General features: G+C 40.4%; 22 protein-coding genes, 1 tRNA gene and 2 pseudogenes. 10 read left to right on the plus strand and 15 right to left on the minus strand.

Annotated features, from left to right (window positions below; genetic code table 11):
• Positions 1 to 15: 15 nt before the first annotated feature.
• The 4 genes from tilS to AAZO_RS23620 form a co-directional block, all read right to left on the minus strand.
• A complete protein-coding gene (gene tilS / locus AAZO_RS23605) occupies positions 16 to 990 on the minus strand; it encodes a tRNA lysidine(34) synthetase TilS (RefSeq protein WP_013193095.1) in 975 nt (324 codons plus the stop codon).
• A gap of 273 nt (positions 991 to 1,263) precedes the next feature.
• Positions 1,264 to 1,608: a hypothetical protein gene (locus AAZO_RS23610; protein ID WP_013193096.1), complete on the minus strand. Its 345-nt coding sequence runs from the start codon at positions 1,606 to 1,608 to the stop codon at positions 1,264 to 1,266.
• 141 nt (positions 1,609 to 1,749) lie between these two features.
• Positions 1,750 to 1,914 carry a hypothetical protein gene (locus AAZO_RS35885; protein WP_013193097.1) on the minus strand — a complete coding sequence of 55 codons (165 nt, stop codon included), beginning with the start codon at positions 1,912 to 1,914 and terminating at the stop codon, positions 1,750 to 1,752.
• Positions 1,915 to 3,593: 1,679 nt separating this feature from the next.
• Complete coding sequence (locus AAZO_RS23620) at positions 3,594 to 4,466, minus strand: SDR family NAD(P)-dependent oxidoreductase (protein ID WP_013193100.1); 873 nt, start codon at positions 4,464 to 4,466, stop codon at positions 3,594 to 3,596.
• Between the two features lie 671 nt (positions 4,467 to 5,137).
• Here AAZO_RS23620 and pheT point away from each other — a divergent pair.
• Positions 5,138 to 7,573, plus strand: a complete 2,436-nt coding sequence (gene pheT, locus AAZO_RS23625; RefSeq protein ID WP_013193101.1) for a phenylalanine--tRNA ligase subunit beta — start codon at positions 5,138 to 5,140, stop codon at positions 7,571 to 7,573.
• Positions 7,574 to 7,703: 130 nt separating this feature from the next.
• On the opposite strand, the pseudogene AAZO_RS23630 reads toward pheT, so the two are convergent.
• Both AAZO_RS23630 and AAZO_RS23640 read right to left on the minus strand, forming a co-directional pair.
• Positions 7,704 to 8,182, minus strand: a pseudogene (locus AAZO_RS23630) (Uma2 family endonuclease).
• An 871-nt stretch (positions 8,183 to 9,053) separates the two neighbouring features.
• Entirely contained in the window at positions 9,054 to 9,416 is a 363-nt protein-coding gene (locus AAZO_RS23640; RefSeq protein ID WP_041641997.1) for a site-specific integrase, read from the minus strand.
• Between the two features lie 177 nt (positions 9,417 to 9,593).
• On the opposite strand from AAZO_RS23640, the pseudogene AAZO_RS23645 reads away from it, so the two are divergent.
• From AAZO_RS23645 to AAZO_RS23660, 3 genes and pseudogenes are all read left to right on the plus strand, one after another.
• Positions 9,594 to 10,760, plus strand: a pseudogene (locus AAZO_RS23645) (transposase family protein); the annotation flags it as partial.
• 5 nt (positions 10,761 to 10,765) lie between these two features.
• Complete coding sequence (locus AAZO_RS35890; RefSeq protein WP_187289679.1) at positions 10,766 to 11,095, plus strand: hypothetical protein; 330 nt, start codon at positions 10,766 to 10,768, stop codon at positions 11,093 to 11,095.
• Between the two features lie 498 nt (positions 11,096 to 11,593).
• Complete coding sequence (locus AAZO_RS23660) at positions 11,594 to 12,061, plus strand: GNAT family N-acetyltransferase (RefSeq protein ID WP_013193102.1); 468 nt, start codon at positions 11,594 to 11,596, stop codon at positions 12,059 to 12,061.
• Here the strand turns inward: AAZO_RS23660 and AAZO_RS23665 are convergent.
• The 6 genes from AAZO_RS23665 to AAZO_RS23690 all read right to left on the minus strand — a co-directional run bounded on the left by AAZO_RS23665 (position 11,979) and on the right by AAZO_RS23690 (position 16,891).
• On the minus strand, positions 11,979 to 12,941 hold the full coding sequence (locus tag AAZO_RS23665) for a sensor histidine kinase (protein ID WP_013193103.1): 963 nt from the start codon (positions 12,939 to 12,941) through the stop codon (positions 11,979 to 11,981). The genes AAZO_RS23660 and AAZO_RS23665 overlap by 83 nt on opposite strands.
• Before the next feature lie 162 nt (positions 12,942 to 13,103).
• The gene (locus AAZO_RS23670; protein ID WP_013193104.1) at positions 13,104 to 13,682 is read right to left on the minus strand and encodes an L-threonylcarbamoyladenylate synthase; all 579 of its coding nucleotides are present in this window, start codon (positions 13,680 to 13,682) and stop codon (positions 13,104 to 13,106) included.
• Between the two features lie 207 nt (positions 13,683 to 13,889).
• Complete coding sequence (gene prmC, locus AAZO_RS23675; RefSeq protein ID WP_013193105.1) at positions 13,890 to 14,789, minus strand: peptide chain release factor N(5)-glutamine methyltransferase; 900 nt, start codon at positions 14,787 to 14,789, stop codon at positions 13,890 to 13,892.
• 20 nt (positions 14,790 to 14,809) lie between these two features.
• A complete protein-coding gene (locus AAZO_RS23680) occupies positions 14,810 to 15,595 on the minus strand; it encodes a Tic22 family protein (RefSeq protein ID WP_013193106.1) in 786 nt (261 codons plus the stop codon).
• A gap of 420 nt (positions 15,596 to 16,015) precedes the next feature.
• A tRNA-Pro gene (locus AAZO_RS23685) sits at positions 16,016 to 16,089 on the minus strand.
• A 274-nt stretch (positions 16,090 to 16,363) separates the two neighbouring features.
• Positions 16,364 to 16,891: a GNAT family N-acetyltransferase gene (locus tag AAZO_RS23690; RefSeq protein WP_013193107.1), complete on the minus strand. Its 528-nt coding sequence runs from the start codon at positions 16,889 to 16,891 to the stop codon at positions 16,364 to 16,366.
• A gap of 810 nt (positions 16,892 to 17,701) precedes the next feature.
• Here AAZO_RS23690 and AAZO_RS23695 point away from each other — a divergent pair.
• The 3 genes from AAZO_RS23695 to AAZO_RS23700 all read left to right on the plus strand — a co-directional run bounded on the left by AAZO_RS23695 (position 17,702) and on the right by AAZO_RS23700 (position 19,612).
• On the plus strand, positions 17,702 to 18,421 hold the full coding sequence (locus AAZO_RS23695) for a hypothetical protein (protein WP_013193108.1): 720 nt from the start codon (positions 17,702 to 17,704) through the stop codon (positions 18,419 to 18,421).
• Entirely contained in the window at positions 18,418 to 18,585 is a 168-nt protein-coding gene (locus tag AAZO_RS35895) for a hypothetical protein (protein WP_013193109.1), read from the plus strand. The genes AAZO_RS23695 and AAZO_RS35895 overlap by 4 nt, the downstream gene beginning before the upstream one ends.
• Positions 18,586 to 18,697: 112 nt before the next feature.
• Positions 18,698 to 19,612, plus strand: a complete 915-nt coding sequence (locus AAZO_RS23700; protein WP_013193110.1) for an alpha/beta fold hydrolase — start codon at positions 18,698 to 18,700, stop codon at positions 19,610 to 19,612.
• A gap of 71 nt (positions 19,613 to 19,683) precedes the next feature.
• On the opposite strand, the gene tsaD is transcribed toward AAZO_RS23700, so the two are convergent.
• Positions 19,684 to 20,721 carry a tRNA (adenosine(37)-N6)-threonylcarbamoyltransferase complex transferase subunit TsaD gene (gene tsaD / locus AAZO_RS23705; RefSeq protein ID WP_013193111.1) on the minus strand — a complete coding sequence of 346 codons (1,038 nt, stop codon included), beginning with the start codon at positions 20,719 to 20,721 and terminating at the stop codon, positions 19,684 to 19,686.
• A gap of 253 nt (positions 20,722 to 20,974) precedes the next feature.
• Here tsaD and AAZO_RS23710 point away from each other — a divergent pair, with 253 nt between their 5' ends.
• The 3 genes from AAZO_RS23710 to AAZO_RS23720 all read left to right on the plus strand — a co-directional run bounded on the left by AAZO_RS23710 (position 20,975) and on the right by AAZO_RS23720 (position 22,298).
• The gene (locus tag AAZO_RS23710) at positions 20,975 to 21,469 is read left to right on the plus strand and encodes a photosystem I reaction center protein PsaF subunit III (protein ID WP_013193112.1); all 495 of its coding nucleotides are present in this window, start codon (positions 20,975 to 20,977) and stop codon (positions 21,467 to 21,469) included.
• A gap of 40 nt (positions 21,470 to 21,509) precedes the next feature.
• Positions 21,510 to 21,659 (plus strand): photosystem I reaction center subunit IX, encoded by a 150-nt coding sequence (psaJ, locus tag AAZO_RS32205; protein WP_006276004.1) that lies wholly within the window; start codon positions 21,510 to 21,512, stop codon positions 21,657 to 21,659.
• A 117-nt stretch (positions 21,660 to 21,776) separates the two neighbouring features.
• Positions 21,777 to 22,298 carry a photosystem I reaction center protein subunit XI gene (locus AAZO_RS23720; RefSeq protein WP_013193113.1) on the plus strand — a complete coding sequence of 174 codons (522 nt, stop codon included), beginning with the start codon at positions 21,777 to 21,779 and terminating at the stop codon, positions 22,296 to 22,298.
• Positions 22,299 to 22,384: 86 nt separating this feature from the next.
• Here the strand turns inward: AAZO_RS23720 and gmk are convergent, their stop codons facing one another.
• Together gmk and remA are read right to left on the minus strand one after the other, a co-directional pair.
• Complete coding sequence (gene gmk, locus AAZO_RS23725) at positions 22,385 to 22,984, minus strand: guanylate kinase (protein WP_187289673.1); 600 nt, start codon at positions 22,982 to 22,984, stop codon at positions 22,385 to 22,387.
• Between the two features lie 174 nt (positions 22,985 to 23,158).
• The gene (gene remA, locus AAZO_RS23730; RefSeq protein ID WP_013193115.1) at positions 23,159 to 23,425 is read right to left on the minus strand and encodes an extracellular matrix/biofilm regulator RemA; all 267 of its coding nucleotides are present in this window, start codon (positions 23,423 to 23,425) and stop codon (positions 23,159 to 23,161) included.
• Positions 23,426 to 23,575 lie beyond the last annotated feature (150 nt).

The following is a 23,575-nucleotide window of genomic DNA, read 5'->3' on the forward strand; positions in this document are numbered from 1 at the left end:
AATCCTTCTTTTTTATTAACTTATGAAAATCCAGTCACCTTGTACTTGAGCGATCGCACCTCCAGGAAACGGATCGGTTTGGGAACGATTGGGGGCTGTAATTAAAACCCTTAACTTCTCAATATGTTCAAAGTTGGGAGCATCAGGTAATATTTTTTGTAATACCTGACGCATTACCCTACGTTGCAAGGCTAGGGGTACTCTTTTTAAGATGGGACGATTTAGTTGTAAAATATCATTCTCACCCTTTTCTGACGCTTCCAACCGCAATTGATGGGCTGTTTGTTCTAAATACTCTACCTCTGCAAGCAGGAGTTCGGCAGTTTGAGCCAAATTTGATTCTACCTGGGGGTTAAAATTTTCTTTTAAATATGGGATTAATTCTTGACGAATGCGATTTCGTGCATATTGTAAATTTTGATTGGTGGAATCTTGCCAAATTGGTAAATTAAATTCTTGACAAAACTGCTCCGTTTGGGAACGGGTAACTTCTAACAATGGACGTACGAGGATAATATTCTCATTTAGTGGACGTTGCCAAGTTAAAGCTTGTAAACCGTCAGCACCAGTACCGCGCATCAAGTTGTAGAGTAGAGTTTCCGCGCGATCGCTTGCAGTGTGTCCAGTGACAATATATTGATAATTATGAACTTCGGCAATCTTTGTTAAAGCTTGATAACGCCAATTTCTGGCTGAGGCTTCATTCTTAACTGGATTTGTAGCGGTTTCTAAATAAAAAGGTGTATGCCAATTGTGTGCTAAATTTTCCACATGGTGAGCATTAGCTTGGGAATCTTCACGCCAGCAATGATCACAATGAGCTATAGCTAAACTCCACTTCCATTTTGGTTGTAAATCCAATAATAGTTTAATTAAGCACAAAGAATCTTGTCCACCAGAAACCGCGACTAATAACTTTTGGTTACGTGCAAATAAATGACGGGCGCGGATAGTACAATGTATTTCGGCGTGGATGGCAGTCCATGTCATGAAAGAATTTTTAACCGTCAGATAAACTTATATTTTATCCCACATTCCGCACCTTTAACTGTCAGAATCGGTTACTACGGAAGTGAAGTCATGAAAGAAGAGTAAAAACATACATTTATCTATAAAAGAAAACAAATTTTGGAGGTCAATCTTTTCCAATTTAAGGTTTTTGGTACTAAACATGGTAATAGGAACTCCACAGAGGTAGTAAATGTTGATTCGTCAGAGGCTAACCCCATATTGGGATTTTCACCTATATTTTTGATAGTTTGATCAAAAAAAAGCTAAACCTTCTCTGAATTCTTCAATTTCAATTAATAGTTCTACTTCTTGTTTACCTTGCAACGTCCCTGCTGCAAGTTCTTGACAGCGCTCTTCAATACTCCCAAATAGTTTTTTCAACTCGACTATAGTTGTCTGAGGTTGGGAATTAACTGGTGGTTCCCCGTACTCGTCAGTCCAAGATTTGAGATGTTGCAGAAGTAACCGTGTCTGTCCTGGTAATCCTGAATAAAGTTGGATTAATTTGACTATTGTAGTATCAAATGTATTTTGTTTACAGAAAGTATATGCTTGTAAAAATAATTCCTCACCATCAGCATCTAATCTCTGAATCATTTAATTTTTAACTTGCTAAACGAGAACTTAAGCCTGTTTCATTTGATAGGGTTTTTGCATCTAGAACACTGCATGAGATTGAGCAATTTCTTCTGGTGTTAATCTTGATAATATATGAAATATATTGTCACACTTCTCTTCTTACTTATCAAGTAAAGTCAGGGGATGGTTCTCATTAGTAATCTTTTCGTCATCAATATATGCTAGAGATAATTGCTGTTCCTCTATATCTGATGACTGTGGATAGTTTTGAATTTTGTCTGCTTTTTCTATAACATCTGTTACTGTAATACCCTCATCAATCAAAGAAGACGACTCTGTATAATTAGGAACATATTCAATCTGGTCGATACCATAGTTCGGTAATATATCAGTATCAATTACAGATATAAGTCCTGGTGAAAATTCATCCAGTGTGGTGATGTTTGTATAAACTAAGTTGTTGATGAGTCCGAAAGTGGGAATAGCAACAGATACATCAAAACTAGTTTGATAGCGAAATTCTCTCAGTTCAAAATCTAGTTCAAAATTCCCTATAACTAGTTTACAATTAGCTCGTTACAATTAGCTATATTGATAAATTCCGAAACAGACAACAGTTTATTTTCAGGTACGAGAGTAGGATAAATTGAGTAAAAAACTATTTGCTGTTTTGAGTATACTTTAGCGTAGCAATTCCATGTACCATTTTTACCTTGGCAGGTAAGACCTAATATAGGTTCACCTTCAATTTTGATAAATGCCCAGTCATCTTCTATAAAAAAAAGTTGACCAATCTTTGAAAAATATCTTCATAGTCATAACTAGGATTAGCTAATCCCTTAAACCCCTCTACTACTTCCTTAAATCTTTGAGAAATAGTTTCTTCATCCATAGATGATATACTACTATCTATCCATTCTTACAGCCCTTTGCTTATTTTATCTCGAGACTGAGCAATGGTTTCATCAGTTATTGATTGAAGATTATTTTCTGTCCAATCCTGGAAGAAATTGATAATGGCGCTGTTAAAATTTGCGCTGTCAGATATGTCCTTATTTATTATAGATAGGTTTAGGTAATCCCAGAAGCTACGGTAGCCAGTTTCAACTGGTAAACGTGGTTGTTTAACTTGTAAGCCTAACCAACTTTCTGTGTTAAAAAGTAGATGAGTGGGTTCTGATTGACTAAGTTGATGAAGAGAAGCAGGTGCATTATTCAAATGTGGGTACAGGAGTGGTAGGAAATCAGGTTTTAAAGTAGAGCTATGATTTCTATATTAGTTTCACTGTTAAATCCTCGATTGGAGACAGAGCCAGGTAATTCGGGTTGTAGGTTGAATCATGCTTGTCTGTCTATTTGTTGGTAGAGTTCAGGGGGTAATTGAAATACCAGATGCGACTCGACAAGGGTGTTATCGAGTTGTTTAATAGTTAATGTTGTTGCATTTACTATTAAAGAAGTCTGGTTAGAACTATGTAAAGTTAGTTCGGCGTTTAACTGATGACTTTAGCTACTATCACTGTTTACGTTATTGAACGAGATTTTTGTCAAGCTGCCTATTGGTCATTAGCAGGGGCTGTTTTATCTTGGGTAGGTTTGATGCACAGCTATAAGTAGAAGATCGCAGATACGGTTATGTGGGTTGAGGAACAGGTAGTAGTTGGGCTGTGGGTTATATTTTGCTGGCTATTTTGTTTTTCTACCTTTCTTGGCAAACAAGACAACAACACGAATAATCCTAAAAGTGTCTAGAAAATATCACGTAACTTTTGGTGGAATTAAGCATGAACATAGATAATCATACTTTAGACTTGGTGATTGGAGGATTAGCGATCGCCATTCTTCTAGGTGGAATGCTAATGATGTTTACTACCGTCTTGACAAGCAAGAAATAATTATCTTCACCCAGTCTGGCTGGGTGATAAATCACCTTGTATGAATTAGCATTTATGTATCCTCTTAGATCCCCAACTTTTTTAGGAAGTCGGGGATCCTGTGATTGATTACTTGCGCTCTGATACGAACGCAACTTTATTTTTAGAGAACAACCAATTACTAAAGTGCTGTATTTTCGCAGTTAAACTCTTAATTAAGCTGATTTGCGGTTGTTTTCTGGGTGCTGCTAGTTTTAAAACTACCTCTAGCAACCAAGGGGCAAAGTTTTGAGACCAGACGGCTAAATGAGATTGCCATCCGACTAAAATTTCTGATGTATCCTTTTGCAGTCCGATCATGAGTGCTTGGGCTACTTGCTGGGGTGTCATAGGGGTGACTCCACGAAATAGTTTTAAGTCGCGCACCATATCTGTGTCGGTGAGGGTGGGAAGTAAAGCGACAACGCGGATGTTGTGTTCTGCTAGTTCCCGACGCAAGGCTTGAGTAAAGCCTAAAATTGCAAATTTGGTGGCTGAATAGGTGGCCATTGTTGGTGCTGCTACTTTCCCCATCAGACTGGAAACATTGACAATTGTTCCCTCTCTTTGACTAACCATACGTCGCGCTATCAGACTCGTGAGGTTATACATTCCCAACAAGTTAACGGAGAGTTCTTCTTGCACTTGGGGAAGTTTTGATTGCAGAAATGAGTTTTGATATGCGACTCCTGCACAGTTGACAAGTATATGGACAGGTCCATAGTTGCGCCACAGTTGGGCGATCGCAATATTCACGTTGACTGATTGGGTTAAATCTAAGGCGATGATAATCGTTTCGGTGCCTATTTCCTCAATTTCTTGGGCTACTTGGGCTAATTTATGGTGATCGCGTGCTACCAATATCAGCCGCTTTACTCCTTGCTGGGCTAATTCTAATGCGATCGCTTTACCAATTCCACGGGAAGCCCCTGTAATTAAAGCAACTTTGCCTTGAATATTCATCGGTTTTCACCTCCAAATTCTTGGACTTACCTCTGCTTTTTGCTATCCAAAAGGTAAGATAATTGATGAACAGTAAGATTGTTACGCCAGATATTTCTGTTTATTACTCCTTTGCAATACCCCTTAATTGCCTGTACAAAACAGAAATTCCTCGTTGATACCATAGATTAGTCAAAACTCAAGTTGATTGGCAGAGTGGATACAGAGCATCGGTTTTACCTCTTTTTCATCCGAGCATTCACCAGTTGGTTGGCACTACACACCTTAGCAACTAAATCAAGAGATTGCAATCTTTTTTAATAAGAATTTCTTAATACTTATTTACAAAGAAAAATAATATATATAGAAATTTTTCGGTTAGATAAGTTTTGATTAATACTCAAGGCCTCATAATACTGCAAAGGGGTGAAACTTGGACTTATGTCATACTGATAGCGCAGCGTGCCGTAAGGCATGGGTAACGTAGTGCAACGAAGTATCTCGGAGATTCTTCACTATCTCTTTCAGAGACGCTCTGCGAACGTTCAGAATGACACTTTTAAACGGTTTTCAGTATATATGCATTCCCTGACAATATACCCCTACACCCCATTCCCTGGAAATTTTCAATTACTGACCAGACACTCTAAAATGAGAGCAGCAAAAGACGAATCGGAAAACAAGCACACTCCATGCGTATTTCTTTAACCTGGCTGCGTGAACTAGTAGAAATAAAACTTAGTCCAGAAGAATTAGCCGAAACCTTGACAATAGCAGGGTTTGAAGTAGAAGATATTGAAGATCGCCGCACTTGGTCCAATGGCGTAATTGTGGGGAAAGTGCTTGAGCGTCAACCCCATCCCAACGCTGATAAATTGAGCATCTGTCAAGTAGATATTGGTGCAGATGAGACTTTAAATATTGTTTGTGGTGCGGCTAATGTCCGTGCTGATATTTATGTCCCAGTTGCCACCACAGGAACTTATTTACCAAAAATTGATTTAAAAATTAAACCCGCTAAACTTAGAGGTGTCCCTTCTAACGGGATGATCTGTTCCTTAAAAGAACTGGGTTTACCCACAGATTTAGACGGAATTCATATTTTTACCCAAGAAAATCTGTCTCTGGGTAGTGATGTTCGTCCATTGTTGGGTTTAGATGATGTGATTTTAAATGTCACCGCGACAGCTAACCGTGCTGATGCTTTATCTATGGTGGGGATCGCCAGGGAAGTCGCAGCCTTGACTGGTGGTCAATTATCTATTCCACAACTAGAAAACGTGACAATTGCCCAAAATACAGGAAATTTAACCGTAAAAATCCGTGAGACTCAAGCTTGTCCGGCTTACATCAGTACAGTTATTGAACAAATCAAAATCGCCCCATCTCCTGAGTGGTTACAACAACGTTTACGTTCCGCTGGAGTCAGACCAATTAATAATGTTGTAGACATTACCAACTATGTTTTATTAGAATGGGGACAACCTCTCCACGCTTTTGACAAAGAGCGTTTACAATCTGTAGCTAGTAGTGAAAATTTAACCGTTGGTGTGCGCTTTGCTGATGCTGGAGAAACCTTAAAAACTTTAGATGGACAAACCCGCACTTTGTCAACCCAAAATTTGTTAATTACTGCTAATAACAAAGCAGTTGCTTTAGCAGGAGTAATGGGTGGAGAAGAAACACAAGTTCATGAAAGTACACAAAGTCTAATTTTAGAAGCAGCTTTATTTGATTCTGTCGCCATTCGTCGTTCTTCCCGCAGCCTGGGATTAAGAAGTGAAGCTTCTGGTAGATATGAAAGAGGCGTAAATCGAGCCGAATTAGAAATAGCTAATAACCGCGCTTTATCGTTAATTAATGAATTAGCGTCAGGTGTGATTCTCCAACAAGAAATATTTGATACTCGTCCTGATCCCTCCACTTGGTCACATTCTATCTTACTGCGTTTAGATAGAGTCAATGAAGTGCTAGGTCCGATTCAATCAGAAGAAGAAACTGGAGAACTGGAAGTAGATGATGTAGAAAAAATCCTCACTGCGTTGGGATGTGAATTATTGAAAGATGAGGAATGTACTTGGAAGGTGACAGTACCCCCTTATCGTTATCGTGATCTAGAACGAGAAATTGATTTAATTGAAGAAATTGCCCGTCTTTATGGTTATGATAAATTCTGCGACACCTTACCGGATAAAGCAGAAGCTGGTTATTTATCTTTAGATCAAGAACTACTCCGCAAAATACGATCTTATTTACGGGCAGCAGGTTTGACGGAATTAATTCATTATTCTTTAGTCAAACCAGGAGAAGATAAACAGATAGTCCTTTCAAATCCTTTATTTGCCGAATATTCAGCACTGCGAACTGATTTAATCGCTGGTTTAATTGACGCTTGTCAATATAATATAGAACAGGGAAATGGGATGCTGAATGGTTTTGAAATTGGGCGGATTTTCTGGCGAGAAGAAGAAGGTTTAGACGAAGCTGAAATGCTGGCTGGGATCATGGGTGGTGATTCTACCCTTGGTAAATGGTCACGTGATGGACGGGAACAAACCCTGACTTGGTTTGAAGCTAAAGGCATTTTAGAAAGTGTATTTCGTCAATTTAATTTGCAGGTAGAATTTCAACCAGAAAATCGAGATTCCCGTTTGCATCCAGGACGTACCGCCTCTTTATGGGTGCGGGGAATCAGATTGGGTACTTTTGGACAAGTTCACCCCCAATTGCGACGGGAAAAAAGTTTGCCCGAGGCCGTATATGTGTTCCAATTAAGTTTAGATGTGCTCTTGAATACCCTGGATGATGATCAACTGTTAGTTCCTAAATTCCAGCCTTTTTCTACCTATCCAGCCAGTGATAGAGATATTGCCTTTTTCTCTCCTGTAAAAGTCACCGTTTCGGAAATTGAAAAGGTGATCACGAAAGCTGGTAAAGGGTTATTAGATTCTGTGGAATTGTTTGATGAATATCGTGGTGAAAATGTGCCACCAGGACAAAGGAGTTTAGCTTTTCGGTTAATTTATCGTTCAATCGATCACACTCTCACCGATGCAGAAGTAGAAGCAGTGCATAATAAAGTTCGTGAAGCTTTAGTGGAGAAATTCGGAGTGAGTTTGAGAAGTTAAAATTTGGTAATTGGTGATGGTTTATTGGTGAGCCAGTGAAGTCTTGGGGGAAACCCCCAAGACTTCACTGGCGAACTCGAAGGGTGATTGATAAGAGTTTTTTATTAATTACTAATTCTCATTATCAAAACTACTCAAAAACAGGAGACCAAATTTCAGGAATCGCCACTTCCCAACCAGGTAATAAATCAGGAAGTTTTAAAATATTACCATCTTTTAAAGTCACTGTTTAACCATTACAAGAAACTTCTACTCTTCTTGTTTTAGGATTAATTAAAATTCCCACTTTTGAAGGTAAATTAATAAAGTCTTGAATCTTTTTTCTGAGTTCATCTATAGAATCAGTTTTAGATTTTACTTCAACTACCAAGTCAGGAACTAATTCTGCATAATCTTCTGTTGATTGCTTAAGTCTATCAGCACGTACAAAAGTAACATCGAGCGCACGCAAATCAGAATTAGGTAATTTAAAACCTTAGAACCAACTACAGTGCCTAGTTTACGAGGCCTGACCCAGTTTCTTAACAAAGCTGCAAACTGAGTACCTACTTCTTCAGGTTCATAACCTGACGGACTCATAATAATGATGCTCCCACCTACTAATTCCATCCGATAGTCTGGATATGCTATCTGTATTTCTTATAGTTCTTTCACGGTTAAAGACATAATGCTTTTCTCCTGAAATACTACGGAAATACCTATTGGTTGTCTTATTCGATTATATCTTACTACTAGATGTTGCGGCTCGCAAACATAAATGCTCCGGCTTGCAAACAAGACAACTTGTCGCTCAAAACCTTTTGCAAATAAGCATCCTGTTTATTTGCAAAAGGTTTTGGAGTCATCTCAATAGTAAAAGAACTTGGGTAACATGGCGAAGAGACGATTTATCCCTTGAGCAAGGTAAGCTTGTCTTTCACTTGCTCAAGGGCTACTTTAGGTATACCGAACCGTAGTTTGAATAGCTGGAGTTCCCTTTTTGATGATATGACTGAGATAATAAGCAACCTCCTCCAAAGTCCATCCGGCTTCACGCGCTCGGTGAGCAAAATCATGTTACAGATCATGAAAAGTTACATCATGGATAAGTTCCCACTGTCGAACATTTGCTTGTGCTTTAATGTTTTTCCACCAGCGATGAATGCCCGCAACAGTTAGCCGCTCACTGCGCTGAGAAGTAAAAGTGTAAGAACTCTCAGGATCTCGTCCATCGTGATAAATATATTTATTCAAAGGTTGTTGGGCAGCATTAATTTAGATCAATATCTCCCGCCTTACCGCCCTTGTAACCAACGTGCAACCAAGCAACTTTGAGGCCAATATGGGTATGCTCCATCCTTAACCACGAAACATCACTCACGCGACAACCAGCCCAGTCGCAACAACCAGCCCAGTACCCCAGTGCACACACAGCGTGGCTACGTCGATGACCATCTTCTTCGATCAGGTTCCGTAAAATATAACGTTCATCAGTACTCAATTATCTTGGAGCTAAAAGTGCTTGAGGTAGAATGTTTAAACCTCTGGTGGGATTACGAGGCAAAATCCCCTTCTCCTCAATCAGCCAACGAGCAAAACCACTGACAGCAGATTTAACCCGCGCCCTATGAGCAATGCTAGAACCTGACTGCTCCAGATAGGCAAGATAAATAATTTCCATCGCCGTTTTTGTCAACTCTTCGGGATAAAAATCTCCTCCATACCCAGGCCATTCTACAATCCAAAGCAGAAGTTGTCTGAGAACGCGGATATAAGCATCAAAAGTGCTATGCATTTTACCTCTTAGGAACTCCTCATACTCTACTAGTAGAGCTTCAGCCTCAGATAATAACCGTGTATCCACAGCACTAAACTTCCTTCAAAAATTTCTGTGGTGAGTTTTAGAGCCTCATTTGAAACTAATCTATCTCGAATTGTGATACTTTTTCACCCAACTAGCAAGAGAAAGTAATTTCTGTGGTCAGTTTTCTGCTACAAAAGTAAATGAGGTAAACATACTTGGAGCATGATCCGCAAGAAAATCCCATCAGAATCTTTAACCAACTTGCGCCATCGACTTGATATGTTACCAAGCCATTGCCGAGACCGTCCGCAGCTCATGGAAGAAACGGGAAATTTGTACGGCGTGTCAATAGATCCCCTATATCGCGCTTTGCGTAACTCATCCCGACCCAAATCCATCAACCGCTCAGATAGTGGCACACCTGGGAACTTGTCACAAGCAGATATAGAAACAAGCAGATATGGAAATGTACTGCAAAGTCATTGCAGCGACGAAAATTCGCACGTGCAACAAGAAAGGGCGGCACGTCTCCACGGCACGGGCAATTGAACTTTTAGAAGATTTCGGGATGAACACACCACAAGCTTTAATTCAACCACCCAAGGGCTTGTTAACCAAAGCTACTGTCAACCCTTATTTGAAAACATGGGGCTATGACCATCTCACAATGACCCATCAACTACCTGCAGTAGGTTTTCAGGCAGAGTACAGCAATGAATGTTGGCATTTCGACCTTAGCCCGTCAGATTTAAAAGACGTCAAACAACCCTTGTGGGTAGAATCGGCGGAAATCCGCTATTGATACTTTATAGTGTCGTCAATGACCGTAGTGGTGTGTGTTATCAGGAATATCATTGCGTCTATGGAGAGGATGTGACAGCAGCCTTGCGCCTCTTATTCAATGCCATGACAGCGAAACCCTCGGATGGATGCCCCTTCCAAGGGATTCCTGAGATGATCTATACGGATAACGGACCAATTGCTAAAAGCCATGTATTTCAAAACGTGATGGAATGCTTGGGAATGAAACTTGCTACCCATATCCCTGCGGGTAAAGATGGTAGAAGAGTAACAGCTCGGTCCAAAGGTAAAGTTGAAAGACCGTTTCGGACAGTTAAAGAAGCCTACCAAACCCTTTACCACTTTCACGAACCAGAAAATGAAGTTGAGGCTAACCTATGGTTACGCTAGTTTTTGCTAAATTATAACTACCAAGGACACCGTATAGAAGCGCACTCTCCCCTGGAGGATTCGTTGCAGAATCTGCCCAAAAGCGGAATCAGGCAGATGTGTAGTTGGGAGCGGTTTTGTACTTTTGCCCGCGAAGCGCAACGAAGGAAAGTGGATGGCTCCGCTAGAGTATGGGTTGAGGGCATAGCCTATGAAGTAAACCCAGACTTGGCATCTCGGTGGTGCTGGCTGGTCATCCCAAATTGAAAAATGATTTGCGCCGTCCGACTATGGAGGAAATTGGGTATCGAGCAACTCTGTTTTCCTTGGAAGGTATTCTTGGTAATCAGCGAGAATATATTGAATGGCTAGTATCGGAATATAGTATGTCTGATCCTCCCATAGGTGAAATATTGGAGGCAGAAGCTATTGAATTACTTGCCACGCGGCTATTGATACCACTACAAATTGAACAATATTATGACCCTAGCTTTGGAGGCTGCATACCGAGTCGCGGTTCAACCTGTTACTACGGCGATTTTGGAGTCCGTTCTGTCGAAGCCAATTGATGATTTGGAACCCACTCTCACAAGGCATGGCTATGAAGTGAGAGGCTTGGCGGAAGAAATGCTAAACCGGCTGAAATTAAATCACTGTTTCGTGGGCAACTTGATCCAACTCGTGCGCGTGAATTACAGGAGCAAATGTTAGTTGCAGGACTACCACTTTAGTCACAAGTTGTATTTGGTTCATTAAATATGGCAGAAGATCAATACTCGTATAGACAAGCATATCCACTGCAAGTGCAGGCAGTATTTATTATTTGCAATTAATTTGACCCGAACTGGTTGATTGCAAGCTGGTTACAATTATTTTGAGTCTGTTTACAATTAATTTGAGCCACAAATTGTCTTGTTTGCAAGCCGGAGCGTTTATGTTTGGGAGCCGCAACAGCTAGAAGCACTATTTTCAATTGTTTAGTTGCATATATATGTACGGTTGGAGGATTTTCCCCCAAAATATGCCATAACAGAAGCGAAGATACTACCAAACTTGGGTGTCTATACATGAAAAATTCTCAAATTCATTTTAGCGAACGCCATGCAGAAATTGATCTTTACCAACTCCAGAACCTATTTAATATCGCCGCTTTCTGGGCGAAGGGACGTAGTGTTGAGGATTTAAGCATAGCTATTGCTAATAGTGAACCAGTGGTTTCTGTTTGGGATAGAGAGCATTTAATTGGCTTTGCTAGAGCTAATTCTGATGGTATTTATCGCGCCACAATTTGGGATGTAGTCATTCATCCAGAGTATCAAGGTAATGGACTGGGAATTAAATTAGTAGAAACCGTTTTGAGTCATCCACGAATGCAGGTAGAGCGAGTTTACCTGATGACTACTTACCAACATGCATTTTACAAAAAGATAGGTTTTCAAACTAATAGTACAACTACAATGGTGCTATACAATCAATCTCATCTAGATTCTCTTTCATGTGGTGATGTTCAGCTTCAGGAATCGCTAGGGGCATAGATATTTGTAATCTGGTCAAATCCTGCTTTGCCTCTTTGGTGATGGGAGAAGGAATAATTTCTAATTTTCCTCCCATCGCTTCTAGTAATTTTTGATTAAGTAACAGCTTCATTCCTGATGACATTTCCATATTTTCTTGATTTATCTTTTTTCCAGATTTAATTAAATCTATAGGTTCACTGTAAATTACAGCATGATTCGGGACATCAAGCCAGATATAAACACAATTATTTGTAGCTGCGGTACTAGCAGAAAGATAAATACCGCCTTCTTCCATTTGCAAAAAGGTAGTATTTACTAAATTAACTAGTATTTGACGTAGCCAGCGATAGTCTGCTAAAACGTAAATTTCTGGTTCTGGAAGTGATATAGTAAATGAATAATTACGATTTGCTGCCAGTATATAAGTTAATTGATGAACTTCCTGTAAAACTTGGGTTAAGTGTATAGAGTGAATTTCTAATTTGTTTGTGCCTTGGTCGGTTCTGGCCACGCTGAGAATTTCATCAATCATTTTGAGCAATTTTAGCGATCGCTCATAGGCTTGAGCTACAAACTCCCTCTCTTCGGCTGGATCTTCACACAAATCATTCAAAATTAACTGATGTAATCCAATTAGACCATTGAGGGGCGATCGCAATTCATGGGTAGTCCGTGCCAAAAAACCGGCTTTAAATTGGCTCATTTCTCTAGCTTGATGGTAAGCCAGTTCTGTATTTTTTACCTGTTGTAATAAGTTATCTTGTAATAAGTTCTCTGTCTGTGAAGATACTGGAGCTAAATCAGACGACGTTGGTGATGATTTTCTCAAAAACCAGGTTAAACTACTCCCGACTGCTATTCCTGCCGCTAAATATGACCAATCGTTTAAAGTTGTCATAAAAAGTTTGATGCTTGATGCTCAATAATATCTTGTCATTTTTTCATCATACTTAATTTTTAATCTTTAATTTCTAATTTTTCACAAATTCTGGGGATTTAAATCCCCCACCTCATAAAATGACCCAGTGTTGTAGCGGGGTTTAAATCCCCGTTATATCACTTAATCACGAATTATTTTAATCACACCTTGACGTAAAATTTGCCAATCATTCCCCATCCATTTAGCAACTGTAGAAGGTATACCTAATCCTTTATATTCTGTAGATTCTAGAGTAAAAACTTCCGGAAACTGCATTTCTATTTCTGCAAGAGTTTGTAAAGCAGGTTGTCCTGATAAATTGACACTAGTTGTAGCCATCGGTCCAGTGTGTGCCAAAATAGTTTGAGCAACTGTATGATTTGGTACTCTAATTCCAATGGTTGTAGGGTCAGTAGGATTCATGACTTGGGATATTTTATTACTAGCCGGTAAAACCAAAGTCAAAGCACCAGGCCAATATCTATTCACTACCTCTTGCCATATGTGATATTCAATATCGCTACCTTGAACATAGTCCCATAAATCCTCAGTTTTAGCAGCCATTAAAATTAAGGGTTTATCTAAACTGCGTTGTTTCGCAGCATAAATCAATTCTGCTTGTTCAGGTATGGTGGCCAGTGCGGGAACCGTACCTGTGGGGAAGCTGATTAGTTTTCCAGCTTTTGCAGCATTTAGCAGAACTTCTAGAGAAACATTCATAAATATTAAAAAACTACTTATCTATTGTTGACAGAAACCCATGCACTTCCTCAAACAAAACGCGGTACAGATAGTTTAGAAGATCCTCTTTTTCCTGGATTGGTAATTACTTCTGAACAAATTTTTTAACAAGCTGATATTCCTTAATCAGTAATCTGCAAGTGAAAATAAAGTCCTGTTAATCTTCTTAATGCTCTAAATCCTGATTCAGACAGTTGTATAAGCCACAGCAAAACGTTCAATTCCTGCTAAATCACGATGAATGGAAATATTACAATAATGACCTTTATTTTCTAATAATTCTCTTACTATATCTGCTTGTCCTGCCATCATTTCAATCAACCACACTCCACCGGGACGCAAATACGCAGGGGAAACTTCTATTAAATGACGAATACAATCTAAACCATCAGCACCACCATCTAAAGCTAGATGTGGTTCATGTTTAAGCACTTCCGGCTGTAAAGTCAGTACGGTATCAGTGGGGATATATGGCGGATTTGATACCATTCCACTAAACTGACCCTTCAAAGATTCTAGCGGTTCCCACCACGAACTTTGATAAAATTTAACTTGTTCCCCAAAACCCACATTTTCAGCATTGGTTTTAGCAACCGCTAAGGCTTCTGGGCTGAAATCAACAGCATGAATAGTGGCATTTATCAATACCTCAGCTAATCCCAGTGCGATCGCACCACTACCAGTCCCCAAATCAGCCCAATGACCTGATTGTACACCGCCACTTACAGCAGCGGCCACAGCCAAATCAATCAACATCTCCGTTTCTGGTCTGGGAATTAAAACTGCACTTGATACTGCGAGTTTAAACATTCGCCAAGGTGTGACTCCAGCAATATACTGTACCGGCAAGCGGTCATGTAAGCGCCTTTGCCACAACTGGTCTAACTCTGCCAAAGAAATCTGGGTCTGGACTTTATCCCATGCTTTGAAAGATTCCAAACGCAGGCTCAAGCGGTCTAATCCAGCTATTTCCTGTAAAAGCCAATCTACTTCTACAGGAGATATATCATGAGTGATAGCACTCTGAATAGCTTCATTTCGCCACTGCCAAAGTTCCAAACCAGTAACCGGCTGTTGATTTATCATATTTAACCCTACTTAGAAGGCTAAGCTTTAGGCTTAGGCGCATTATTATTTGGAGGCAGAGTCCTAATATATTCTCTTGACTCTCGGGATGGAACCAAAACCACCTGGTTTAACCAAGGCTCGTCTTTATCTTTTAAAGTTTTAATCACCCCATCCACATCAATAACTTGAATATCTGCCTTGGGAAATTTAGGCTTCACTTGCGTTAATAAACCTTGTGCATCTTGCCTACTCAAGAATAAAGGAATCATTTGCTGTTTATTTTGACCCAGTTGAATGGGGACATATCCTTTATCTGGTGAAAATCTCACCGCAAAGATCGGTACACTCTTAAATTGATCTACTTTTTGACCGCTGGCACGTAGCAAGTCTAAAGCCCCTTTTAATTCTTTCTCTACAGGTTTGAAAGCGAACACAAGTCGATTAGATTGATCCTTGGTTTGTTGCAACTGTTGATAAATTACACCCAGAGGCACCGCAGTTACTTGCAGTTTTTTTGCCATGTCTTCCAGTTTTGGGTCTTTAATTTTAGCTTTCTGCAATTCTTTGATAAAAGCCAAAGCTTCCTGGCGACTCATATATACACCTGTTACTGAGGCGCTTTGTTTCCCATTTTGTGGAGGCAAGGTACGACTCAATGGCAGACCTTTATCATTAGTAATCAAATAAACGGGTACTGAGTCCAATTTATTTTTTATTTGTTGTTCTGATAAGGCCAACACAGGACTATTGAGAGACGTAACACTTCCTAGCAGCGTACTACCTATTAAACCTAAGCTTGTGCCCCAGCGAACTAATGATTTCATAACTACTCCTCACCTCAATATCAATAATTGAATTAACTTAGACATCTGAGAAAATGATGGCGTTTTATGGCGTTTCATACAGCAACAACTAGTTTTAGTTATACCAAGCTATTTAATGTATAAATAACTTATAGACTTATCTAATTGTTTTTAATCTGAGCTTTCTATTCATTACTAAATGCTGTATCGGCCTATTATATTTCTTCCCAAGGCAAGATTGATATCCGGGACTCCTAATGATTAAGAACAATGCTATTTTATTCTTTTTCACAATTATGGATGACGCTATCACTAAATCAATCGTTCCATGTGCCATTGCACTATCAAAAATCAACCAAGATTGACATTTTTTCTATAGCATAGAGAAAAATCGCACAGTTCTGCCCTAGCCAAAATTAAAAGACTTATTTTTATTAACAATCGGGATGACAGGATTTGAACCTGCGGCATCCTGCTCCCAAAGCAGGCGCGCTACCAAGCTGCGCTACATCCCGGAAATACTATTTTGCTTTTGATAGTTTAGCAGCACATAACTAAAATCATGTTTTGCTTAAGCATCTCTCTAACTATATCATTCTTAAAGCAGATTGCCAACCCCTTACCTGGAAAACATTAAATTACTTCCTCAGTAAGAGTTTTTTTGTTGACTTAGCCTGACAAAGTTGATCCTGCTAGATAACTGCTTATCGCCAAACCAAATAAGAATAGCACATCTTCAGCATGATAGCGAATTTATGGTGGCAACCTGTTTTGTTCGCAAATTAAGGATTACTGAGGATACCAAAACATCCCTTTAATACCTTCTGGGTCAGGCATAAAACCCATAGTCCGGTAAAAATCTACAACTTGGGGATCAGCAAAAAGAGTAACATTGCTAATCTCCTCACTTCTGAGTTTTTTGAGGACATATTTCATCAATGCCTTACCCATCCCTTGACCCTGGAAGTCTGGGTGAACTACCACATCCCAAATAGTGGCATTAAAAGCATGATCTGAGGTAGCACGGGCAAAACCAATCAACCTTCTTTTATTTCCTCGCACTTGCCACATAGACGCGACGAGAAAACTATGCTCAATGGCTTTTTTTACTTTTCTCAGAGGACGACGGGACCAACCAACCGCATCACAGAGTTCTTCTAGTTCATACAGGTCGATATCTCGCTCAGTGCTAAAAACGATGTTATCGCTACTAGCACCAGATTTGCCTCTATCGCCCGCCGTATGCTCACCAAATGCGGTTGTTTTATTTGTCGCTACAGATTCAGAACTACTAAACCAAGTTTTCCAAAAACCCATGCCAACGTGGTGCGGGTAACATGACTGAATTGATTGCTACTCTTTGAGAGTGTTGATTCATCCATAAAATGACCATCTTTACTCTATCCCTAAACACTTAACTCAAGATTTTTGGTTTTGCATTTTGAGGATTAGCCATAATAACAGCCAGCTACTGAATGTCTCACACCAATCATTTTTAACTTTAACATTTAGTTTTACTCCCCCAGCTAAAGCACGGGAGATTTTTTTCCAGATGCGCTGCCTCTTGACTCCTGGGTTTTTGAAAGTGGTTGCTTTGTTTATCCACTAAAATCAAGATACTACATTATGAGGCATTGTGATTTGTCCAAACTGACAATTTTGTAGACCTTTCGGGTGATAAAGGCTCAAAAACACATACATACTCCAGCAATATTAGAGAGCAAGAAATTAGTGATGGTATCATATTGAGGTGATTTCTCAAAATGATTTTACCGATTTAAGAGAGCGAACAGCCTTTGATCCGGACGATAGAATAATATTTATTGTGTGGTAATTTTTTTCTGTAAATCACCTAAATAGGCAAGAAGAAATTCTGTATAATTGCCACGAGTAGCTGGTATGATATCAAACCTCTACTACTATTCTCACTATTGGGCAAACCCTATGAGAAAGCCGCCAAAATGGAAAATACAGAGTTCTGTACGTAAATGAATTACAAAATTTAGTTACAAAAGCAAATATAAAGCTAGTTTTACTGCTAACTGTTGCCATAGTTAAGAGCAAAGTAGTAAATAACACAGTTGTGAGCTTTAGTTTTAACAAAGCAAGCAAGTCTTACCTCCAACAATGACTTCTGGTTTAAAATCTTCGACACTGGAACTCCTAAAACGCTTTAACAGAGCGTTTCCACAATTTTATGAGCAATTTGTTAGCAGCGAGATACAACTTCAAAATTTACGACTGGCATACCGCTTATATAAAACTAGGCGGGCTGTTATAGAAATGAAATCGGAGGGGACTAAAAGCGCATTGCATTTTGCATACCGTAATCAGTCTTTTCTCCTCAGCGATATCTTTGGTGTACTGGCAGCTTATGGTTTAACTATTCACGGTTTGAGTCTTTATGGTCAGATTCGACCACCAATGTTAGTTTTTATTAAACTTCTAGTATCTCGTGGGAGCAAAGCTCTAACCGAAAAAACCGCCGAAAATGTTTGTCGTGCTATTCGTGAAGCCTTGGGCAGTCGATTTGAGGTAGAAGAGATGTTAGCAGTAGAATTTAACCTGAATGTTGGTTTAGAACAAGTACAAACCGAGTTCTACGTTGATCCAGTTTTTCACCTTCCAGCCTTAGTTATTGAAGCTGATAATCAACCGGGATTATTTTATAAAGTTATGTACGGCATCTGGCAGGAAGACCTGCTGGTGGTCAATGCCAATTTGTTGGTTTGGCGGGGACGTACACGACTCATACTTTACTTGTTAGGACCCAATGAAAGCTTGATACCTGAATATCTGGGTCACAAAATTGCTGAAGGAGTGCGACAGAGGTTACTCGGTCAATGAAGGGTGTGGGGGAAGAAGTAGGGGAGCAACGCGAGAAAATGAGATCATTTATCATCAAATCACCAGGGGGAGCAGGGGGAAAAAAGAAAATAGTTTTAATTCTCATTAAATTAGTGACAACTCTCACTGGCTCAGAAATACACGCATTTTGGGTGTTTAGTTAAGTCCCTTCCTCCCCTGCCTCCCGATCTCACAAAATCGCGTTGCTCCCCCTTGATCCCTGCTCCTGACTCCTTGTCCTCTTTACCACCTCCTGCCAAGCGGTACGATATACGTATGGCAATAATAGAAATCTTAGGCGTTCCACACGCATACGAGTTGACGGCTCCCACGTCTTGCCCCCATGCTTTAGTCTTTATCCACGGCTGGCTCAATAGCCGTGTATACTGGCAACCCGTGATTTCTCGCCTTTCAGCAGATTTGCAGTGCTTGTCTTATGATTTGCGAGGTTTTGGCCAATCCCAGTCTGATTCAAAATTGGATTTTAATCGAGCAGAAACTGTTTCCAGCTTAACTGCCACTACAGATCATGATGTGGTCACCTATCCCCTTGAATCTCCGTATTCTCCCTGTGCATACTCTCAGGATTTAATCATCCTGCTGCAACATCTGAATCTTTCAAGTGTTTGGCTAATTGGTCATTCTTTGGGGGGTACTATTGCTATCACAACTGCTGCTCAATTACCTGATTGTGTTAAGGGAATCATTTGTATTAATGCTGGTGGTGGGATTTATCTCAAAGAAGCTTTTGAGCAGTTTCGCTCGGCAGGGCAGAAATTTTTACAAGTTCGCCCACGTTGGTTGTCCCAATTTCCTTTGATTGATTTGCTCTTTACTAGAGCGAGTGTTTCAATTCCTTTAAATCGTTATTGGGCGCGTCAACGAGTAATGGATTTCATACTTGCTGATCCACAAGCAGCTCTAGGGACACTTTTGGACTCTACCACTGAGGAAGAAGTTAACCGCTTACCCCAATTGGTTTCACAGATTAAGCAACCAGTTTATTTTTTAGCTGGTGCTGATGATAAGGTGATGGAACCTAAGTTTGTACGCCATTTAGCTAGTTTTCATCAGCTTTTTCAGTATGTTGGCGATAATTTTATTGAAATTGCTAATTGTGGACATCTAGCTATGTTAGAACAGCCAGATGCAGTTGCTGATCACATTCGGTCATTAGTCATTAGTCATTAGTTATTGGGTATTGGGCATTAGGAAAATTACTTCCCCATATCCCTCATCTCCCTGATCTCTCCCCCTGCCTTCTAATACAATTGCATAACTTGACTTAGGGATAGCCGAGAGTTCACGCCCAAGGTTAGAGGTGATGTATGTCCACGGGCTAGATGATCAGCCGCTGCACAGCCTATCATAGCGGCGTTGTCTGTACAATATTTTAAGGGGGGGAAGAGGGCTCTGATGTTATGCTCCCCAGCTGCTGCTTGTAGGTGCTTTCTTAGTCCAGTGTTGGCTGCTACGCCACCACCTACGGCGATCGTATCTAGTTTATAATCACGGGCGCAGGTGATCGCTCTTTTGGTTAAAGCTTTGGCTATGGTTTCCTGAAAACTGGCCGCAATATCAGCTATTGGCAGTTCTCTACCATGTTTCTCAAATTGCTGCACTAACCGTAACACCGCAGTCTTTAATCCGCTGAAACTAGCATCATAGCGATGATAACCCCCACCTGGTAGAGAAATTTTTCCTTCTGGTAGCGCAAATGCGTGGGTATCGCCTGTTTGTGCTAATTTATCAATGATTGGTCCACCCGGATAACCAAGCTTTAATAACCGTGCTACCTTATCATAAGCTTCCCCGGCCGCATCATCACGGGTTTCTCCTAGAGTTTCGTATTTACCACAATCTTTTACATAAATCAAGCTTGTATGTCCACCTGAAACGAGTAAGCTAAGAAATGGGGGATATAAAGTAGGCTGCGCCAAGTAAGTTGCGTAAATATGTCCTTCCAGGTGATGAACTCCCAAAAAAGGCTTCTTATGAACCATCGCTAGAGTTTTGGCAGATGTCAAACCTACTAACAACGCTCCTACCAGTCCTGGCGCACAAGTGGCGGCAATCGCATCAATTTGTTCCCAACCCATAGAGCTTTCATCCATAGCTTGCGCTATCTGTTGATTAAGAGTTTCTAAGTGTTGGCGTGATGCTACCTCCGGGACTACCCCTCCATATTGTTGATGGACAGGAATTTGCGAGGCTATGATACTGCTACACACTTGACGATTGTTCACAATTGCCACAGCAGTTTCATCACAACTGGTTTCGATAGCTAAAACGGTTGTCATAGGTATTGGTAATTGGGTATGGGGTATGGGGTCTCGGGTATGGGTCATTAGGAAAATCACTTCCCTATATTCCCCAGTCCCCAATCCCCAATCCTCACTTTTGGTTGAGAAGCTTTAACTTTTATTTACTTAAACTTTACTCGATTACCCGCCAAGAGTATGATGACTTGCTAGTTATCCAAATTAAACACTGTACAAGCCGCTTCGTTTTGTACAAATAACTTCTTGTTTTGTAATAAAAGGAAACAACTCCATGCGACGATTGTTTGCTTTGATTTTAGCGATTGGTCTTTGGTTCAATTTTGCTCCTCAAGCACAAGCTCTGGGAGCTAACCTTGTACCTTGTAAAGACTCTCCCGCATTTCAAGCACTAGCCGAAAATGCCCGCAATACCACTGCTGACCCAGAATCTGGTAAAAAGCGGTTTGATCGTTATTCTCAGGCACTCTGTGGACCTGAAGGGTATCCTCACTTGATTGTTGATGGTCGTCTTGACCGCGCTGGTGATTTCTTGATCCCTAGCATTCTCTTCCTTTACATTGCTGGTTGGATTGGTTGGGTTGGTCGTGCTTATCTACAAGCGATCAAAAAGGAATCTGATACTGAGCAAAAAGAAATCCAAATTGATTTGGGTCTAGCACTACCCATTATCAGCACTGGATTTGCTTGGCCAGCAGCAGCAATCAAAGAACTTCTCTCTGGTGAATTAACAGCTAAGGATTCAGAAATTCCCATTTCGCCACGCTAATTCATCTGTTCTCATTCAATTGTTCTTGGAGACTAAATTCATGGCTGACAAAAGCGATCAATCATCCTATTTGATCAAGTTTATTTCCACAGCACCTGTGGCAGCTACTATCTGGCTGACAATCACAGCAGGCATTTTGATCGAATTTAACCGCTTTTTCCCTGACTTACTTTTCCACCCTCTACCATAGGGGAAAAACGGGATTGACATCAGTAAACAGTGAACAGTAAACAATCCCATAGCTGATAACTGTTTACTGATAACTAAAATAAATGCCAACATTTTGAATTTAGAGGCAAGATAAAATATGGCTCAAGCAGTAGATAGATCCAAGAATCTCCCCAGTGATCCTAGAAATAGGGAGACAGTAAGACCTGCTGGACGTGATCCACAAGATGGGAATCTAGAAACCCCAGTGAATTCTTCTCCCTTGGTTAAATGGTTTATTGGCAACTTGCCTGCTTATCGTCCTGGTCTAACTCCTTTGAGACGTGGGTTAGAAGTAGGTATGGCTCACGGTTACTTACTGTTTGGACCTTTTTCTAAATTAGGTCCCCTGCGCGATGCTCCCAATGCTAACTTAGCTGGTTTGCTGGGTAGCATTGGCTTGGTTGTAATTCTTACAGCTTGCCTATCCCTGTATTCCAATAGCAATCCAGCTAAAGCTCTTCCCAGTGTGACTGTACCCAATCCTCCAGTAGACGCTTTTAACTCCAAAGAAAGCTGGAATAACTTCGCTAGTGCTTTCTTAATCGGTGGTATTGGTGGTGCTGTAGTTGCTTACTTTTTGACTAGCAATTTGGGCATAATCCAAGGTTTAATAGGTTAATTTCATGTGTGGTAATGGGTAATAGGCAACGGGTAATTGCAGCAACTGACAATTACCCATTACCTATTACCAAATTCAACTGCTAATTATCCAAATAGGACTGTTTCAATTTCGTTTAAAGCAGCGTCAAAATCGTCATTCACGATTTGAATATCAAATTCATGTGCGGCTTGTATTTCCTCTTGAGCGCGGTGCAGACGGCAAGCGATCGCTTCATCAGAATCTTGCCCCCGTCCACGTATCCGTTTCTCCAGTTCCGAAGATGACGGCGGTAGTATAAAAATACTGAGGGCGCTAGGAAAGGAAGCACGAATTTGTCTTGCCCCTTCCAGTTCAATTTCTAGCACCACCAACTGACCAGACTGAATGTGGTCAAGCACTGCTGCACGGGGTGTACCGTAATAGTTACCAGCAAATTCTGCCCATTCCAAGAATTCCCCTTGCGCAACTAATTGTTCAAACTTGCTGCAGCTGATAAAGTAATAGTTTTTGCCGTTTACTTCTCCTGTCCGGGGAGAACGAGTCGTTACAGATACTGAATAATACAGTTCTGGATGACGTTGAAGCAGCTTTTGCATCAAAGTTCCTTTGCCGACTCCACTAGGGCCAGTCAAAACAATCAGCTTGCCCAGAGACGGGCTTTCTTTCGTAGTAGCACCACTAGGTAAGGGTAAAACTTGCATTATCCGTTCAACTTGTGAATTAATCAGTAGACACTATTCATCAGTCTTGTATTAGTTGCCAGCGCAACCAGGCACTCAGAAATTAGAAACTTGTAGCACTAGTGACAGAACACTTGTCTATTTCATATGCTACGGCCGATACATAACAAATAGGAGGGTTTATAGACCCACATCTAATTAATTATCTGCCGTCTGATGATCGCGGGAAATAATAAAGCGATTTGCTACCGTTTCCGGCTGAATCGCTGATAAAACTACATGACTGGAATCAGTTATAATTACAGCCCTAGTCCGACGACCATAAGTTGCATCAATCAGTTGGCCTCTGTCCCTAGCATCAGTAATGATGCGCTTAATTGGGGCAGATTCTGGACTGACAATGGCAACTACTCGATTGGCGGATACGATGTTGCCAAAACCGATGTTGATTAATTGAATGTCCATAAAAAAAACTGGCGCTAAAGGCGCTAGTAAAAGCTTGTGATAAACATATTCTCATGTTATACCTAAAGAATGGGAGTTACAACGATTAACGTCTTGATATCTTGAGTTTTCTAATAACAACAGCTTTTTTTTAGCTCTTTATCAGCTAAA

Source organism: 'Nostoc azollae' 0708, assembly GCF_000196515.1.
Taxonomy (GTDB): domain Bacteria; phylum Cyanobacteriota; class Cyanobacteriia; order Cyanobacteriales; family Nostocaceae; genus Trichormus_B; species Trichormus_B azollae.